Annotated in this window: 11 protein-coding genes and 1 pseudogene; 5 read left to right on the top strand and 7 right to left on the bottom strand. The window is 71.1% G+C overall.

The genetic code is table 11. The features are described 5' to 3' along the window. Positions 1-75 precede the first annotated feature (75 nt). The 3 genes from H297_RS35515 (at position 76) to H297_RS0109555 (ending at position 4,485) form a co-directional block, all read left to right on the top strand. The gene (locus H297_RS35515) at positions 76-3,264 is read left to right on the top strand and encodes a BTAD domain-containing putative transcriptional regulator (protein ID WP_037793409.1); all 3,189 of its coding nucleotides are present in this window, start codon (positions 76-78) and stop codon (positions 3,262-3,264) included. A 135-nt stretch (positions 3,265-3,399) separates the two neighbouring features. Next, a complete protein-coding gene (locus H297_RS44110) occupies positions 3,400-3,528 on the top strand; it encodes a hypothetical protein (RefSeq protein WP_486589461.1) in 129 nt (42 codons plus the stop codon). An 84-nt stretch (positions 3,529-3,612) separates the two neighbouring features. Then, positions 3,613-4,485 carry a DUF1206 domain-containing protein gene (locus H297_RS0109555; protein WP_078513897.1) on the top strand — a complete coding sequence of 291 codons (873 nt, stop codon included), beginning with the start codon at positions 3,613-3,615 and terminating at the stop codon, positions 4,483-4,485. A gap of 103 nt (positions 4,486-4,588) precedes the next feature. Here the strand turns inward: H297_RS0109555 and H297_RS0109560 are convergent, their stop codons facing one another. The 7 genes from H297_RS0109560 to H297_RS0109590 form a co-directional block, all read right to left on the bottom strand. Next, positions 4,589-6,808, bottom strand: a complete 2,220-nt coding sequence (locus H297_RS0109560; protein ID WP_027736854.1) for an NADP-dependent isocitrate dehydrogenase — start codon at positions 6,806-6,808, stop codon at positions 4,589-4,591. Positions 6,809-7,016: 208 nt separating this feature from the next. Continuing rightward, positions 7,017-7,937, bottom strand: a complete 921-nt coding sequence (locus H297_RS0109565) for a hypothetical protein (protein WP_037793410.1) — start codon at positions 7,935-7,937, stop codon at positions 7,017-7,019. Beyond that, complete coding sequence (locus H297_RS35520; protein ID WP_051351690.1) at positions 7,934-10,009, bottom strand: hypothetical protein; 2,076 nt, start codon at positions 10,007-10,009, stop codon at positions 7,934-7,936. Before H297_RS35520 ends, H297_RS0109565 begins: the two co-directional genes overlap by 4 nt. Beyond that, on the bottom strand, positions 10,006-10,902 hold the full coding sequence (locus tag H297_RS0109575) for a hypothetical protein (RefSeq protein ID WP_486589462.1): 897 nt from the start codon (positions 10,900-10,902) through the stop codon (positions 10,006-10,008). Before H297_RS0109575 ends, H297_RS35520 begins: the two co-directional genes overlap by 4 nt. A 117-nt stretch (positions 10,903-11,019) precedes the next feature. After that, complete coding sequence (locus H297_RS0109580) at positions 11,020-11,676, bottom strand: Crp/Fnr family transcriptional regulator (RefSeq protein WP_037793635.1); 657 nt, start codon at positions 11,674-11,676, stop codon at positions 11,020-11,022. 170 nt (positions 11,677-11,846) lie between these two features. Further along, positions 11,847-12,068, bottom strand: a complete 222-nt coding sequence (locus H297_RS0109585) for a hypothetical protein (protein ID WP_027736858.1) — start codon at positions 12,066-12,068, stop codon at positions 11,847-11,849. A gap of 615 nt (positions 12,069-12,683) precedes the next feature. Further along, the gene (locus H297_RS0109590) at positions 12,684-14,150 is read right to left on the bottom strand and encodes a glyceraldehyde-3-phosphate dehydrogenase (RefSeq protein ID WP_027736859.1); all 1,467 of its coding nucleotides are present in this window, start codon (positions 14,148-14,150) and stop codon (positions 12,684-12,686) included. Between the two features lie 474 nt (positions 14,151-14,624). Between H297_RS0109590 and H297_RS40215 the strand changes: the two genes are divergently transcribed. Both H297_RS40215 and H297_RS44115 read left to right on the top strand, forming a co-directional pair. Further along, a complete protein-coding gene (locus H297_RS40215; protein ID WP_051351691.1) occupies positions 14,625-14,951 on the top strand; it encodes a hypothetical protein in 327 nt (108 codons plus the stop codon). Positions 14,952-15,075: 124 nt separating this feature from the next. Then, positions 15,076-15,860 (top strand): annotated as a pseudogene (locus H297_RS44115) (tetratricopeptide repeat protein); the annotation flags it as partial. Between the last annotated feature and the right edge of the window lie 43 nt (positions 15,861-15,903).

Genomic DNA, 15,903 nt, shown 5'->3' on the forward strand with positions numbered 1-15,903 from the left:
ACGCACTGGTGCCGGCGCATTTGGTGGTGTCATGCTCACTGCCCCCCATGGGGCCGGCGAGAGGAAACGCTGGTGATGATCCACCTGCTCGGCCCGGTCGAGCTGTCCGGTCAGGAACAGCCGCCCCGCCTCCGCTCCGACAAGGCACGCCTCGTGCTGGCCTCCTTGGCGGCCGACCTCGGGCGCCCGGTCTCCCTGGACGCTCTCGTGCACCGGCTGTGGGAGGACTATCCACCACGGAACCCGCGCGAGAACGTGCACGTCTACATCTCCCGCCTTCGCCGGACCCTGCGCTCCCTCGGGCCGCAGGCACACCTGGCGATCGTCCAGCGCGCCCACACCTACGTCCTGGAGGCCGACCCCGATCTGATCGACTGGCACCTGTTCCACCGCCTCGTCTCCCGAGCCGACCAACTCGCGGGAAGCGGGGACGACTCCGCCGCCCTGGCCCGGCTCCACGAAGCGGAAGCCCTGTGGCGGGGCACACCGCTGGCGGGCCTGCCCGGCGCCTGGGCCGCCTCCCGGCGCACGGCGATGGAGGCCCAGCACCGCGGCTGCACCACCTTCCGCTTCGCCGTGGAACTGCGCCTGGGGCGGTACGCGAAGGTCGCGAGCGAGGCGGCCGCGCTCGTCGAACAGCACCCCACGGACGAGACCCTTGTCGGCCAGTTCATGATCGCCTGTTACGGCAGTGGCCGGCACACCGACGCGTTGAGCGCCTACCGGCGCAGCCGCCAGGTCCTCCGCGAAGAACACGGGGCCGACATCGGCGAGGAGCTCGCCGGGCTGCATCAGCGGATACTGGGCCGGGCACCGGTCGCCGAACTGGCCCGTCCCGGAGTCAAGGACGACACCCCGCAGTCCGCGACCACGGCCGCGACCGACAACCTGCCGCGTCACGTCCCCCTGGTGGGACGCCACAGGGAGATGCACAGGCTGCGCTCCGCCGCGCTCTCGGATCCGCAGCGCAGCCCGGCCATCGTGGTCGAGTCCCTCTCCGGCATGGCCGGGGTCGGAAAGACCTGCCTGGCCCTCCACGCCGCCCACGAACTGCGGGAGCTCTTCCCCGGAGGACGCCTCTACCTCAATCTCCGGGCCCACACCGCGTCCGGCCGCCCGATGAGTGCGCAGACAGCCCTGGGGGCCCTGCTGCGCCTGGCCGGCGTCGCGGCCGAACAGGTACCGACAGACCTCGACGCGCGCTCGGCCATGTGGCGGCAGCATCTGACGGAGAACCGCACGCTGGTGGTCCTGGACGACGCCGCAGGACCGGAACAGGTCCGCCCGCTGCTGCCGGACGCCCCACCGTCGCTGACCCTGATCACCAGCCGCTCCAGGATGGTGGGGCTGGCAGCCGTGGCCCGCTCGCTCCCCCTCGACGTGCTGCCGGAGGAGGATGCCGTCGACCTCTTCCGGACGCTGACGCGCGCCGGCGCCCCGGAGCGCGGCGACCTGACCGGCGAAGCCGCCGAGCGGGAGGAGCTGGCCGGGATCGTGCAGCAGTGCGGATACCTGCCGCTCGCCATCGAGCTCACCGCCGGCCGACTCGCCGCCCACCCCTCCTGGACGTTGCGGGAACTGAGCGCGCGCCTGGAGCACGCTCCGCTCAGACTCGTCGAGATACGCGACGGTTACCGGGAGATCGCCGGCGCGTTCGCCATGTCGTACCAGACGCTCCCGCCCGAGCAACGGTCCGCCTTCTGCCGTCTCAGCCTGCACACCGGCCCCGACTTCGGCCCGCACGCGGCCGCCGTGCTGCTCGGGCGCCCGCTGGCGGAGACCGAACGCATACTGGAGAGCCTGCTGACGGGCCATCTCGTGCAGGAGCCGACACCGCACCGCTTCCGCTACCACGACCTGCTCGGCGAGTACGCCCGCACACTGTGCGCGACGCCGCTGGAGGACGTCCCGGAACGACACCACGGCGAGGACGACGGTGACACGCACGGCCGGGCCGTCCGGCGGCTGGCCGACTTCTACGTCCACACCGCGGCGCACTGCGCCGCACTCCTGCGGCCCGCGCCTGGTCCGTACCCGCCGCAGGCGCCTCCCGCCACCGAGGACGCGGCAACGCGCGCGCCGTCCCCCGGCACGGTGGAGAGCGCCTCCGGGCCCGAGGTCCCGCCACCGCCTGCCGGCACGGACACGCCCGAAGGCGCCCGCCGTTGGTTCACCCTCGAACTGGACAATCTGCTGGCCACCCACCAGCACGCCCGCACCCACGGCATGCCCGAGCGTGCCGCACTGCTCGCCGACGGCCTGGCCGGGTATCTGGACGCCGAGGCCCACTGGGCGGAGGCGGTACCGATGCACCAGCACGCGGCCCAGCACTGGGAGAGCGCCGGGAACCGGCACGCGCTGTGCCGGTCGCTGCTGGATCTGAGCGCGGCCCTCTCCCGCACCGCGGGTTACGTAGCGGCCGAGGAAGCAGGGCGCGCGGCGCTGGAACTGGCCCGGCAGGAGGACGACGCCGCCACCGTGAGCGAGGCGCTGCGTGTCCTCGGAGTCCTCCACTGGCACATGGGCGAGCACCGGATCGCGCTGCGTTTCCACACCGAGTCCCTGCGGCTGTGCGCTCCCCTCGGGGACCCGTTGACGGAGGCCAGGTGCCGCAACAACATCGGGATCACCCAGCTCTACCTCGGCGAACACGACGCCGCGCTCCGCAACTTCCAGGAAGCGCTGGTCGGCTTCCGTGCCGTCGGTGACACCAGAAACTTCGGTAAAACGCTCAACAACCTCGGGGATCTGTACCGGAGCAACGGTGACACCGACGCCGCACGCCAGGCCTACCAGGAAGCGCTGCACATCGCCGAGCGCACCGGCAGCCGGGCCGACGTCGCCATCACGCAGGCGAACATCGCAGAAATCCTGATCGGCCTGGGAGAGCCGGAAGAGAGCGCCGACAAGTACGGCTTCGCCTTCCGCGCCTTCCGCGCCCTCGGCGACAGGAAGAACGAGGCCGCCGCGCTGGGCGGGCTCGGCCGTGCCCACTTCGCGGCCGGCAACCGGGACGCGGCTCTCGAACACGCCCGCCGGTCGGTGGCACTCGCCCGGGAGATCGGCGCCGTCGACGAGGAGGCACAGGCGCTGCGGCTCACCGGCGAGGTGGAACTCTCCCGTGGCCGGGCCTCGTTGGCCGTGGACCACCTGCTGGCCGCCCTCGCCTCGGCCAGGCGGAGCCGTACCGCGGACGAGGTGACCAGGATCGAGGAACTGCTGGGCAGGGCCCGACGGGCCGCGGAACGCCCGGGAGAGGTCTGATACCACAGGCGCCGTGACCTGCGCGGGCGTTCGCAGTGAACAGCCCGCACAATTGATCATCGTCCGTCTGTTCCCTAAGCTGTCCGAGCTCGATCTGAGCACGACAACTTACCTTGCACGAACGAAAGTTGGCACGTGAAGCACTCCGCCGCGGCGACCCTCGTCACCGCCCTCCTGTCGGTCGCCGTCCTCGCCGCAGTCGCCCCCGCCGCAGTCGCCGCCCCGGTCACCATTTCCCAGGGCACCATATGCAATCCGACATGAACAGGACATCTGCCCGCTGATCGCGTGTATCCCGGTCCGGCCGGGGCACCCTCCTCCTCTCCGGAGCGGGAGGAGGAGGGCGCCGTGGACATATCGGTTCCCGGGGGTGGAAGACGCGGCCGTAAGGCCGCCGTGGTGCGGGCCAGGGCCACTGCGCGGCCCGTACTGGGTGGGGCGGCGCGGGCCGGGTTCGTCGGGCGGGGTGTCATCTACCTGCTCGTCGGACTGCTGGCGCTCCAGGTCGCCGTGGCGGACGGTACCGGCGAGAAGGGCGGAGGCGGCCAGGCGGACCGGGGCGGTGCGCTGCGGGAGGTGGCGGGCAAGCCGTTCGGCTCGCTCGTGCTGTGGGCGCTGGGGCTGGCGCTGGCCGGAATGGCGCTGTGGCGGTTGGCGGAAGCGGTGTGGGGCGTCACCGAGCCGGACGGACACACGGCGCGCAAGCGGCTGCTGTCGGCGGCCCGGGGCGTCTTCTACGGGTTCGTCGCGTACTCGGTACTGGCGTTCGCCGACGGTGACAAGGGCAGCGGAAGCGGCGCCTCCGACAAGCAGTCGCAGGACGTGACGGCCAGGGCACTCGGCCTGCCCGCCGGGCAGTGGCTGGTGGGCACGGTGGGCGCGGGCGTCGTCGTCGCCGGGGTCGTCATGGCCGTACGGGCGCTGTTGCGTACCTACCACACCCAGTTGAAGACGGGCGAGATGTCCCGCCGCCAGCGCCGGTTCGTCGATGCGACGGGTGTCGGTGGCGGCGTGGCCCGCGGCCTGGTGTTCGCCGCGGCCGGCGGCTTCCTGGTGCGGGCCGCGCTCGCGTACGAGCCGAAGGCGGCCAAGGGCATGGACGACACCCTGCGCTCCTTGACCCGCACCCCTGCGGGCCCGTGGCTGCTGGTCGCCGTCGCGGTGGGGCTGGCACTGTTCGGGCTCTTCTCCTTCGCGGTGGCGCGCTGGCGCAGGACGTGAGCCCGGCGGGAGGGGAAGAGGCGCGAAGGCACGGGACGGGCAGGGGCCCCGGGAACGGTGTCCGTTCCCGGGGCCCCTCGCACGGTGTGCTCCGTGCTCGGCGTCAGCCCAGCGTGGCGAGCGCCTCGTTGAAGGTCTTCGAGGGGCGCATCACCGCCGACACCTTCTCGGTGGAGGGCCGGTAGTAGCCGCCGATGTCGGCGGGCGAGCCCTGGACGGCCGCCAGCTCGTCGACGATCGTCTGCTCCTGCTCCGTCAGCGTCTTGGCCAGCTCGGCGAACGCCTCGGCGAGCTGCGCGTCCTCGGTCTGCCCGGCCAGCTCCTGCGCCCAGTACAGGGCCAGATAGAAGTGGCTGCCGCGGTTGTCGATGCCGCCCACGCGCCGGGTCGGGGACTTGTTCTCGTTCAGGAACGTGCCCGTGGCCCGGTCGAGGGTGTCCGCGAGGATCTGGGCGCGCGCGTTGCCCGTCTTCTGCGCCAGGTGCTCGAAGCTGACGGCCAGCGCCAGGAACTCGCCCAGGCTGTCCCAGCGCAGGTAGTTCTCGTTGACGAGCTGCTGCACGTGCTTGGGCGCCGAGCCGCCGGCGCCCGTCTCGAAGAGCCCGCCGCCGTTGATCAGCGGCACGACCGACAGCATCTTGGCGCTGGTGCCCAGCTCCAGGATCGGGAACAGGTCGGTCAGGTAGTCGCGCAGCACGTTGCCGGTGACGGAGATCGTGTTCTCACCGCGGCGGATGCGCTCCAGGGAGAACGTCATCGCCTCCGCCGGAGACATGATCTCGATCCGCAGACCCTCGGTGTCGTGCAGCGGCAGGTACTCGCGGACCTTCGCGATGAGGTTCTTGTCGTGGGCGCGGGTCTCGTCCAGCCAGAAGACCGCCGGGTCGCCGGTGGCGCGGGCGCGGGTGACGGCCAGCTTCACCCAGTCCTGGATCGGCACGTCCTTGGTCTGGCACATCCGGAAGATGTCGCCCTCGCCGACGGCCTGCTCCAGCACCAGTTCGCCGTCCCCGTTGTGCACGCGGACGGTGCCGGTCACCGGGATTTCGAACGTCTTGTCGTGGCTGCCGTACTCCTCGGCCTTCTGCGCCATCAGGCCGACGTTGGGGACCGAGCCCATGGTGGCCGGGTCGAAGGCACCGTTGGCCTTGCAGTCGTCGATGACGGCCTGGTAGATGCCCGCGTAGCTGCTGTCGGGGATGACGGCGAGGGCGTCCTGCTCCTGGTCGTCCTTGTTCCACATGTGGCCCGAGGAGCGGATCATCGCGGGCATGGAGGCGTCCACGATGACGTCGCTGGGCACGTGCAGGTTGGTGATGCCCCGGTGCGAGTCGACCATCGCCAGGTCCGGGCCCTGGGCCAGCTCGGCGTCGAAGGACGTCCTGATCGCCTCGCCCTCCGGCAGCGACTCCAGGCCCTTGAAGATGCCGCCGAGACCGTCGTTCGGGCTCAGCCCTGCGGCGGCCAGCTTGTCGCCGTAGGAGGCGAACGTCTGCGGGAAGAAGGACCGCACCACGTGGCCGAAGATGATCGGGTCGGAGACCTTCATCATCGTCGCCTTCAGGTGCACCGAGAACAGCACGTTCTCGGCCTTGGCCCGCGCGACCTGCGCCGTGAGGAACTCCCGCAGAGCGGCGACGCGCAGCACGGAGGCGTCCACGACCTCGCCGGCCTTGACCGGTACCGACTCGCGCAGCACCGTCGTCGAGCCGTCGTCGCCGACCAGCTCGATGCGCAGGTCGCCGTCCTCGGCCAGCACCACGGACTTCTCGGTGGCGCGGAAGTCGTCGCCGTCCATGTGGGCGACGTTCGTCTTCGAGGTGGCCTTCCACTCGCCCATGCGGTGCGGGTGTGCCTTCGCGTAGTTCTTGACGGAGGCCGGGGCACGGCGGTCGGAGTTGCCCTCGCGCAGCACCGGGTTGACGGCGCTGCCCTTGACCTTGTCGTACCGGGCGCGGATCTCGCGTTCCTCGTCGGTCTTCGGGTCGTCCGGGTAGTCCGGCAGCGCGTAGCCCTGCTCCTGGAGCTCGGCGACGGCCGCCTTGAGCTGCGGGATGGACGCCGAGATGTTCGGCAGCTTGATGATGTTGGCCTCGGGCGTCCTGGCCAGCTCACCCAGCCGCGCGAGGGCGTCCTCGACGCGCTGGTTCTCCGCCAGGCGCTCGGGGAAACTCGCGATGATCCGGCCGGCCAGGGAGATGTCGCGGGTCTCGACGGCGACGCCGGCCGTCGAGGCGTAGGCCTCGACCACGGGCAGGAAGGAATAGGTCGCCAGGGCCGGGGCCTCGTCAGTGTGCGTATAGATGATGGTCGAGTCAGTCACCGCTACTCCGCTTCGCGTCTGCGCGTCTCGCGTTTACATCGTCTCGATATCAAGATATCTCCTTCTCCCCGCCGACAGGACAGCGCCCCGGCCCGCGGGCACCCAACGGCCCCGCATGCCGCCCGCCACCCCCGCCCACCGGCTGCGTCCGGTTGTTCACTCCGTGCAGACGGTGCACCCCGGACACCGCAACGGCACGCCGGTCCGCTCAGCGGCCCGGCGCCGTGGCCGCCCCGATCCTCTCCAGCACCTCGTCCCCCTGCGGCACTCCCATGCTGCTCAGCACCTCAGCGATCCGGACACCGAGGAAGCCGCGCTCCTCCCCGCTCAGCCCCCGGAGTGTCCGCGCCAGCGTCGTCTCCCAGCTGTCCTCGTCGGGCATCCCGCCAGGCGCCGGGCCCTCCCCCGCTCCGCTCAGGAGCTGTGGATGGCCGACCGTCCAGTCGAGGACCTCCCGGGCCTGTTCCGGCTGGTGCAGCAGCCACAGCGCCGCCAGCCCCGCCGGTCCGCCCGCGACCACCTCCCGGTAGAAGTGGTACATCTCCCGGTGCGCCTCGCCCCAGGCCGCAGGTGGCTCCGGGGCACCGGCGCCGACCGGACCGGTTTCCTCCCCGGGTGAGGCTTCCAGGAACACGTAGCCGATTCCCTCCGGCAGCATCTGTCCGGCACCGTGCGCGCTCACCGGCACGGTGCCGCAGGGCGGCGGAGGCTGCTTGTGCAGATGGCGCGGTCCGGGGTCGGGAACGTGGTCGCGCACATGAGTGGCGACGAGGCGGGGCACGCCGGCTTCGACGACACGGTTGCGTACGACGGCGACCGGGTCGCAGACACGCCACCCGACACGGCGGGAGAACGGCGACCACGCGGCCGCGCCGGCCGGCTGGTGCAGATCCACCCAGCACACCCGCTCGGTGAGCGAGACCCAGCAGACATGGGAGAAGCCCCCCTCGCGCACCTCGCTCCACGAGGGACGCGGGTACCCCCACGTGTCGTCGCCACGAGTGGGCTCGACACAGTCCGGGCGGTCCTCCGCGAGGAACACCAGCACACGGTCCTCCCTGGGGAACCAACGTGCGCGCATCAGGCCGAGGAGCGGAGACGACGTCGTCTCGAACAGCGACGCGCTCATGAAAGCGTCCCTTCTGGCGTCGGCAGTGTGCTGTGCCGGTAGCGGGTGAGGAGAAAGCGTGTGATGCCCCGGTTGCCGTTCGCGACGGCAGGCAACGCGCGGAGAAAGGACTCGAAGGAGGCGCGGCGCCGCTGCACGGGGTCACGCTCGACGGCCGACAGTCCCTCTGCCATCGCCGCATGGGTCCCGGGGTCGTCGAGGCCGAGCGCCACCAGGGCCATGGCTTGCGAAGAGTGCTCGCCCAGCACCTGGGCCAGGCCGATCCGGCGCACACCTGTTTGGCGCGGCCCCGGGAAGGACTCCCGGCACAGTGCCTCCACCGCTTGCACGGCGTACGCGTGTCCCAGGCTCCCGACCGGCATCTCCAGCCAGCCGACCAGTCGGTCCAGAACCGACGGCACGTTGGCGTCCTCGGTGAGCAGCACGCCGAGAGCGAAGGTGACCGCGTTGCGCAGACGGGGCTCCAACTGCGCGCCGTCGCCCTCTCCCGAGAGCACGTTGTCCAGCAGCGTGAGCGACGCGGTGGGCCGGGCGAGTCCGTAACTGCCCGCGCACACTTCGGCGACAGTGCACTTGATGTTGACGTCGCGCTGCCTGCTCCACTGGCGCAGGTGATCGTGCGTGGCTCCGGCCAGTTCGACGTGCTGGCCGACCTCGCCGATCGCATACGCTGCCAGACGCCGCTTCCAGCGCTGCTCGGCCTGAGCGAACGTCCACAGTGGGCGCAGGGCACCGGGCCCGGTCGCGTGCGTGAGTACCCGGCCCAGTGCTGCTCCGGCGGCCAGGTCGACACCCGAGTGATACGGCAGAGCGTGCAGACCCTGCCCCAGCACATCGGTGAAACCCTCGTACTCCAGGCACAGCCGCCTGAGCACCGCGGTCGCCCGGTGCCTGCTGTGGAAGGCCACGGGCTGCATCCGGTAACGGCGCCAGGGCGCGGAGACGAAACGGGGCGGCAACGTGCCGGCTCCGATGCGCTTCAGCCGCTGCTCGAACGAGGTACCGAGCAGGTCCCTCTTGTGCTCCTCCTCCTGCCCGGTCCGCTCGGTGAGCAGACTACGTACCCTGGTGGCGAACAGCGCCACGACGGTGCGGTCCTGCCGCTCCAGCAGGGAGACGGCCGCGAGCAGAGCGAGGCTGTCGGCGCTGTGACGCGCTTCGCGCAGGGCGTCATCCGCGGACTTGTCGTCACCGTGCCGCAGACTGCCGAGCACGTCGTCCACCTGCCTGCCCGAGACCACGGCCTCCCGCAGCGCCTCCGCCACATCGGCGGCGGCCGGGGGCAGCAGACCGGTGTCCAGGTGTGCCCGAACGGCGGGTGTGCGCAACTGTCCCAGTGCCTGGTCCCGCTCCGCCGCGGTCAGATTTCCCGCACGCGCCGCTGCCAGCAGGTGCTCCTGCGCGACCTCGCGGGCGAGCGGCGGTTCGTGCTCCACCTGCCACGGGCCCGTGTCCCTGGCCAGTTCGACGTCGTCGCCCACCGTGACGACGAGGCAGGACCTGCTTGCCGCAAGACGGCCGGCGAGCGAGGTGAGGGACACCTCGGTCAGTTTGTCGGCCGCGGTCTGCGAAAGATTCCGTAGCAGGTACCCACGTGCAGCCATCGGCGTCCAGTTGGCCGGATCTTCGTCCGTGTCCAACCCGGTCACGCCGTCCTCGCCGTGCCGGTGCCGCAGCAGCGCGAGGGCCGTTGTGGTGGCTCCGTCGCCCCCGCCACCGCGCAGCAGCAGCACACTTCCTCCGTCCTGGCCCGTGCCTTTCAGGATCTTCAGGCACCTGCCGAACACCGGTGGTGCGACGAAACCGCGGAGCTTCTTGGCGATCTCCTGGGCGGGGTAGGGCCCCTCCCGGAACCGGGGCGGCAGGACGCGCTCTGTCACCGCCTCGTCGGACGGGTCGGATCCTGGGAAGACGTTGAGATCTCCGCCGACGCTCATGACCGCGACTCCGCGGCCCACCCGCTGCCGGTTGCTGTCGTACGAGGCACCGGGCGACAGGCCAGGCACCGGCGCCTCGGTGCGCAGGTGTGGTTCTGCGAACCCCCGGTGCACGGTGCCCTGTTCGGTACTCATGCCCGGCCCTTGCCGCCGGTGTGCTTGTCACCCGAGACGTTGTCTCCCTCACCCCAGTGCTGGTTGGCCGCACGGTAGCTGGCGCCTCCGGTGTAGGTGAAGTCGCCGCCGACGTCCCCCATGAGGGCAGCGCCCTCGGTGACGTGCTGGGTGTTGCCGCTGTAGCGCGCGCCGTCGCCGGGGCTTCCGCTGTCCCGAGGTGCGGCCTCAGCGGTTTCAGCGGGCCGGGCCGCCGGGAGAATGCCGGACTCCAGCAGGTTGCCGGAGGGCGTCGGCACGAAGAGCCACGCCTGTTGCGTGAAGTTCTTGCCTTCCACCGTGGCCGGTACCTCGATACAGCGATCGGGGTGCAAGCCGGTGTAACCGGCCAGCACCACGTCCTCCCAGACCCTGCTGGAGAGCACCGCGGCCAGGTGGGTGGTCTCCGGGCTGGCGGCGGCGAGGACCGCCTTGACCGGCCGGGAGTCCAGCAGCCGGTGCGTGTCGTTGCGCGGCGTGCCGTTCCCGTCCCCCGGGTCGCCGGCATCCGGCAGCGGTCCGACGTGCACACTCGCCCGCAGCCGGATGCGCGGCCCGACGGTCTGCTGGTTGTACGTGGCCAACACCTCGTCGAGCACCGGCAGGAGAGGCCAGATGAGGAAGGGCAACTTCTCGGGATCGAAGCCGAACACGATGCCGTCCCCCGTGTTGGCGGGGAACCTCTTGCCCTCCCTCAACTCGGCGAGCCCCGCCTGTCCGAGCGCGTGATCGACGAGTTCGGGGATCAACTGGCTCACGGGGCCGTGCTGTACCGCGGGCAGCCCCGTGAAGTCCTTCGCGTCGACCGCGAAGAGGCCTCGGTAGGGCGGCAGTGCGCGGCTTTCGGAGTGGGGCTGCGGCATGGATGCGGGCATGAGAACTCCCTCGGTCGGAGGCGTCCGATGTGGTGCGCCGCGAGGCGACTGCATCGAGCTTCTCCGAGGGCGCACGACCGGAATGCACACCGCGGTGCACTCCGCCGGTGGCTCACCTCACATCACTGAATACTGATCGAAGGCCGCCCAGTCCCGGAGCGCCTCCGGGTCGGTGATCACGACTACTCGGCGCGCGGTCTCCAACACGCCCGCCCTCCGTAATTCACGCAGTCCGCGCAGTGCGCAGTTGCGGGTGACGCCGATGGCCTGGGCGATCTCCTCCTGGGTCAGTCCGGTGAGCCTGAGCTGCGTGGCCGGTCTGCTGCGGTCTCCCAGCTCCGCCAGCCGGAACAGCGAGCGGGCCAGCCGGACGATCACCGGAAGAGTCAGCAGCTCGGCACGGTGCTGGTCCGACTCCCGCATCCGCTGCAACGTCTGCTGCATCAACGGCATGACCAGGCCGCGTTGTTCGACGTAGCGGCGGAATCGGCCGGCTTCCAGTTTCACCGTGGTGCACGGCGTCAGCGCGTACACGTCCGCGGTGCGCACGGTGCCGTCGAAAACCGACATCTCGCCCAGCAGCTCACCCGGCCCCCGGAACGCCAGCCAGGTGGTGGCCCCGTCGTTCTCCCGGCGCACGACCTTGGTCAGACCGTCGGTCAGCGCGAGCAAGCATGCCCCGGGCTCCCCCTGCCGAAGCATCCGCTCACGTGCGCGGTAGCGCTGAACCCGTCCCTGCGCCGTCACATCTCGCCACACCTCGTCGGACAGCATGTCCGCCCTCCCCCTCCAGAGGCCGCACGCGGCGTGCGGCTGACGGATCCGTACCCCTGCCCGGGCCCCGCCGTGCACGCGACCGGGGAACTGCCCCGCGCCCTCGAACGGATACAGCCGACAGACGGCCGGGACCGCGGGCTGCACCACCCCCGGGCCCGGCCGTGCCACTACATCAGGGCCCGGGCCCGCTCCTCCCAACGCTCGACCCGGCCCACCGCCTGCCCCAACTGCTTCATCGCGGACGCGATGTCCTTGGCGGGCCCTCGCATGTCACAGCTGAGTTCCATCAGCCCTTCGACCAGCGCACCGAACGAGGTGAGGCCCGCCACGCCTTCCCTGGCGGACTCGAACGTGACGGACGGGTCCGTCCTCCAGGCGGCGCCGTCCATGCCCCGTCATCGCCCACCTTCCGCCGGAAGCGGCGTCAAGGCCCCGACTTCCCGTGCGCCTCCGAGCCGCCTGGCTCTGCGGACGACGCCCTGGAGACCGAGTCGTTTGGCCAGTGCACCGAGACGCTCGCCCTCGCTCTTCCTCCTGGAGGTGGTGAAGCGGAGGCCCGCCCTGACGCTGCCCGCACGGGCAGGCGGCGTCAGGTGCAACTCCCGCCCGTCCCGCTCGGGGGCCTCGGCTGTGAGGGGTGCCTCCCCGTCGGATGGGGAAACCTCACATGCACCGACGATCCCCGCGATGTCCGCCGCGGGGCGGCGTCCTCTTCCCGTGCCGACCGCTGCGCCTCCCCGACCACCCGCCGCCAGACGGTTGAGGCCGACGAAGCGCCGAACGCGGAGCCGCGGACGAACCCACGGACCTCAGTATGGAAAGGCCACCGAAGAACCGGGTGGCCGGGCGGCGTCGGCACCGGCACGGCTCGCCCGCCACGGTCGGCGCCGCGACCGGTGCCGCCGCCACCGAGACCGCGAGTCCGGAGGAGACGGGAGCCGGACCGTTCGCGGTGGCCCTCCCGCGCACGAGGCGGGATCCCGCGCGTCGGCGTGCGGACCCGGTCAGTTCGCCGGGTCGGTCACCGGCTCCACCGGGACCGGATACGTCGGGTACTCGGCACCGGAGACGTACTGGACGACGCGGACGACCTGGCAGGAGTAGCCGAACTCGTTGTCGTACCACAGGTAGAGGATGGCGTTGTCGCCGTCGGCCTTCGTGGCGCCGGCGTCGACGATGGAGGCGTGGCGCGAGCCGATGAAGTCGTTGGAGACCGCGTCGGGGGCGCTGGTGAAGTCGATCTGCCGCTTGAGCGGCGAGGTCAGCGACACCTCGCGCAGGTGGTCGAGGACTTCCTTGCGGTCGGTCTCGCGGGCGAGCTGCAGGTTGAGGATGGCGATCGAGACGTCCGGCACGGGCACGCGGATCGAACTGCCGGTGATCTTCGCCCCGAGGTCGGGCAGCGCCTTGGCCACGGCCGAGGCGGCGCCCGTCTCGGTGATGACCATGTTGAGCGGTGCGGAGCGGCCACGCCGGTCCGACTTGTGGTAATTGTCCAGCAGGTTCTGGTCGTTGGTGAACGAGTGGACGGTCTCCACGTGGCCGCGCAGCACCCCGAACTCGTCCGCCATCGCCTTGAGCGGCGGGACGATCGCGTTGGTGGTGCAGGACGCGCACGAGATGATCTGCTCGTCAGGCTTGAGGTCGTCGTGGTTGACGCCGTGCACGATGTTGGGGACGTCGCCCTTGCCCGGAGCGGTCAGGACGACCTTGTCGATACCGGGACGCAGGTGCTTGGAGAGCCCCTCACGGTCCCGCCACCTGCCGGTGTTGTCGATCAAAACGGCGTCCTTGATGCCGTACTCCGTGTAGTCCACCGTCGTCGGGTCGTCGGAGTAGATCACCTTGATCGCGTTGCCGTTGGCGACGATCGTACCCGCGTCCTCGTCGACCGTGATGGTGCCCTGGAACTGGCCGTGGATGGAGTCCCGACGCAGCAGTGAGGCCCGCTTGACGAGGTCCTGCCCGGCGCCCTTGCGGACGACGACGGCACGCAGCCGCAGACCGTTGCCGGAACCGGCCTTCTCGATCAGCAGGCGGGCGATCAGCCGTCCGATGCGGCCGAAACCGTAGAGGACGACGTCCCGCGAAGCACCCCGGTCGATCTTGTTCTCCCCCGTGGCCCCGGCGACGGCCTCCGCGGTGAACTCATCGACCGACAGCCCGCGGTCGTCGGAACGGTAGGTGGCGGCGAGCATGCCGAGGTCGATCTGGGACGGCCCCAGGTCCAGCGTGGTGAGCGCCTGCAGGAACGGCAGCGTCTCGGTGACCGAGAGCTCCGCGCCCGCGATCTGCCGGGCGAACCGGTGGGTCTTGAGGATGCTGATCACCGACTTGTTCACCAGGGAGCGGCTGTGCAGCAGCACGGTGACGTCCCGCTCGCGGTGCAGCTTTCCGATGATGGGGATCATCGACTCCGCGATCTCCTCGCGGTGCTTCCAGTTGGTGAACGCGTCCTCGTTGACAGTCACAGGTCTTCACTTTCGAGCTAGAGGGTGCTCATATGCTAACCCGCCGCATGTTTGATCGATCAAATTGACCCGGTGGCCGGCCCGGACAAGCGACTGCTGCGGCGCCTGGCAGGCAGGTGGTACTCGGCCTTCCGCACCAACCGCCCAGCCGGGCCGATGCGTCCGCGCACCCACCCGCCCGCTGCACGCCCGCATCCGCACAGGCACCCGCCCTCCCGGCCGGGCCTCCGACCGCCGGGCCTCCGACCGGAAGCCGGTATCCGTACGAGCACCAGGCACCGCGCAGCCGCACGCGCCCGGCTGCCCGCGACCGCGCACGGCTGGTGGGGCTGAGGGGGCTGAGGGGGCTGAGGAACTCATGCTGAGGCGCGGGGCCGGGGCGGCGTGCAGCTCGCCCGCGTCCCGGTTGACCACCCCCGTACGCGCTGCAAGCATGCGGAGGTTTCATCGACCACAACAAACTCGGGGATCGATATGCGCAACTCCCGCCTCCGGCGGACGCTTGCCGTGGCGGCGTCCGCCGCCGCGCTGGCCCTCAGCGGCACACTGGTGACGGCGACCGACGCGGCAGCCGTCGGCAGCTCCGCCTGCAATCACAACGTCAAGAACCACCAGGACCACATCACGAAGAACCACACCGTGATCCGCAGCGGTCCGGGTACCTCCTACTCGCAGCGGAACAAGCTGTCCAAGGGCGACCCCTTCTACGTGTACTGCCGCGGCACCAGCAAGTCCGGCCACCACTGGTACTACGGCGACTACATGAGCCAGATGGCCTGGGTCTACTCCGGCAACATCTGATCCGGCGCACATCGGAGCGGGGCCGCGCGTCGCCGCGGCCCTTCGCCGTCCGCGGGGGTCCCTCGTCCAGGCGCCGGGGCTTTCGTCGAGGTACGAACGGGCGGTCACGGCGCGCTGCCCGTTCCTGGTCTACCGGCTACCGGACCACGCGGCCGAACCGGGCGACTACGGTGACGACTTGATGGCCCGCGGCTACGCGCGCTCTCCCCGGACCGGCGGAGACCGACCGGGCCCGGGGCGACTACGGAGCCGTCGGCGCACTCCACGCGCCGCGCTCCCCGCCGAGGCCCGCAGCCGCGGAGAGGCACGGCACACGGTGTGGGCGCCGGAGGGGATGCGCAGACGCACCGCAACACCGCTCGTACGGCACCGCTCGGGCCCTCTTCGACGAGGCCGCCCGCACCGCCGAAGCGGCCGACGACCGGCGAGGGCGGGGCTGGGCACTGCACGGCATCGCCGACGTGTTGTCCGTGCGCGACGGCGACACCGAGCAGGTCCTGACGCTGCTGTCCGAGACCGAAGTCGACTGACGTCGCATGCACTGGTCGAGCGCCCTGGCCTGCAACCACAAGAGGCGCGGCAACGTTCACTGCCGCGCCGGCCGGTACGCCGAGGCCCGGGACACCTGCGCCCAGGCACTCGGCGGGTTCTCCCGGATGGACGAGCTGCGGGGCACGGCGCTGTCCCGGCTCGCCGCCGTCAAGTCGCGCGCCCGCCCGGGCCGGAACCGCGCCCGGACCCGCCGCCGACCTGGCGGAGCTGCACGACACCATGGTCCGGATCGGTCTGCGGCACGCCCGGCAGGTGGTCGGCAAGGCCGCCGCCGAGCTGAACGTGGGCCCGCTGCCCGGGAAGACAGCACGCATGACAGCCGACCAACCCTCCCCGGACGGCATCTCCCGGCGATGAAACGGCGCCCCTTTCAGCCCCGTGGGCCTCGGGCAGTGACACG

The sequence above is a fragment of the Streptomyces sp. CNT360 genome, from assembly GCF_000424785.1.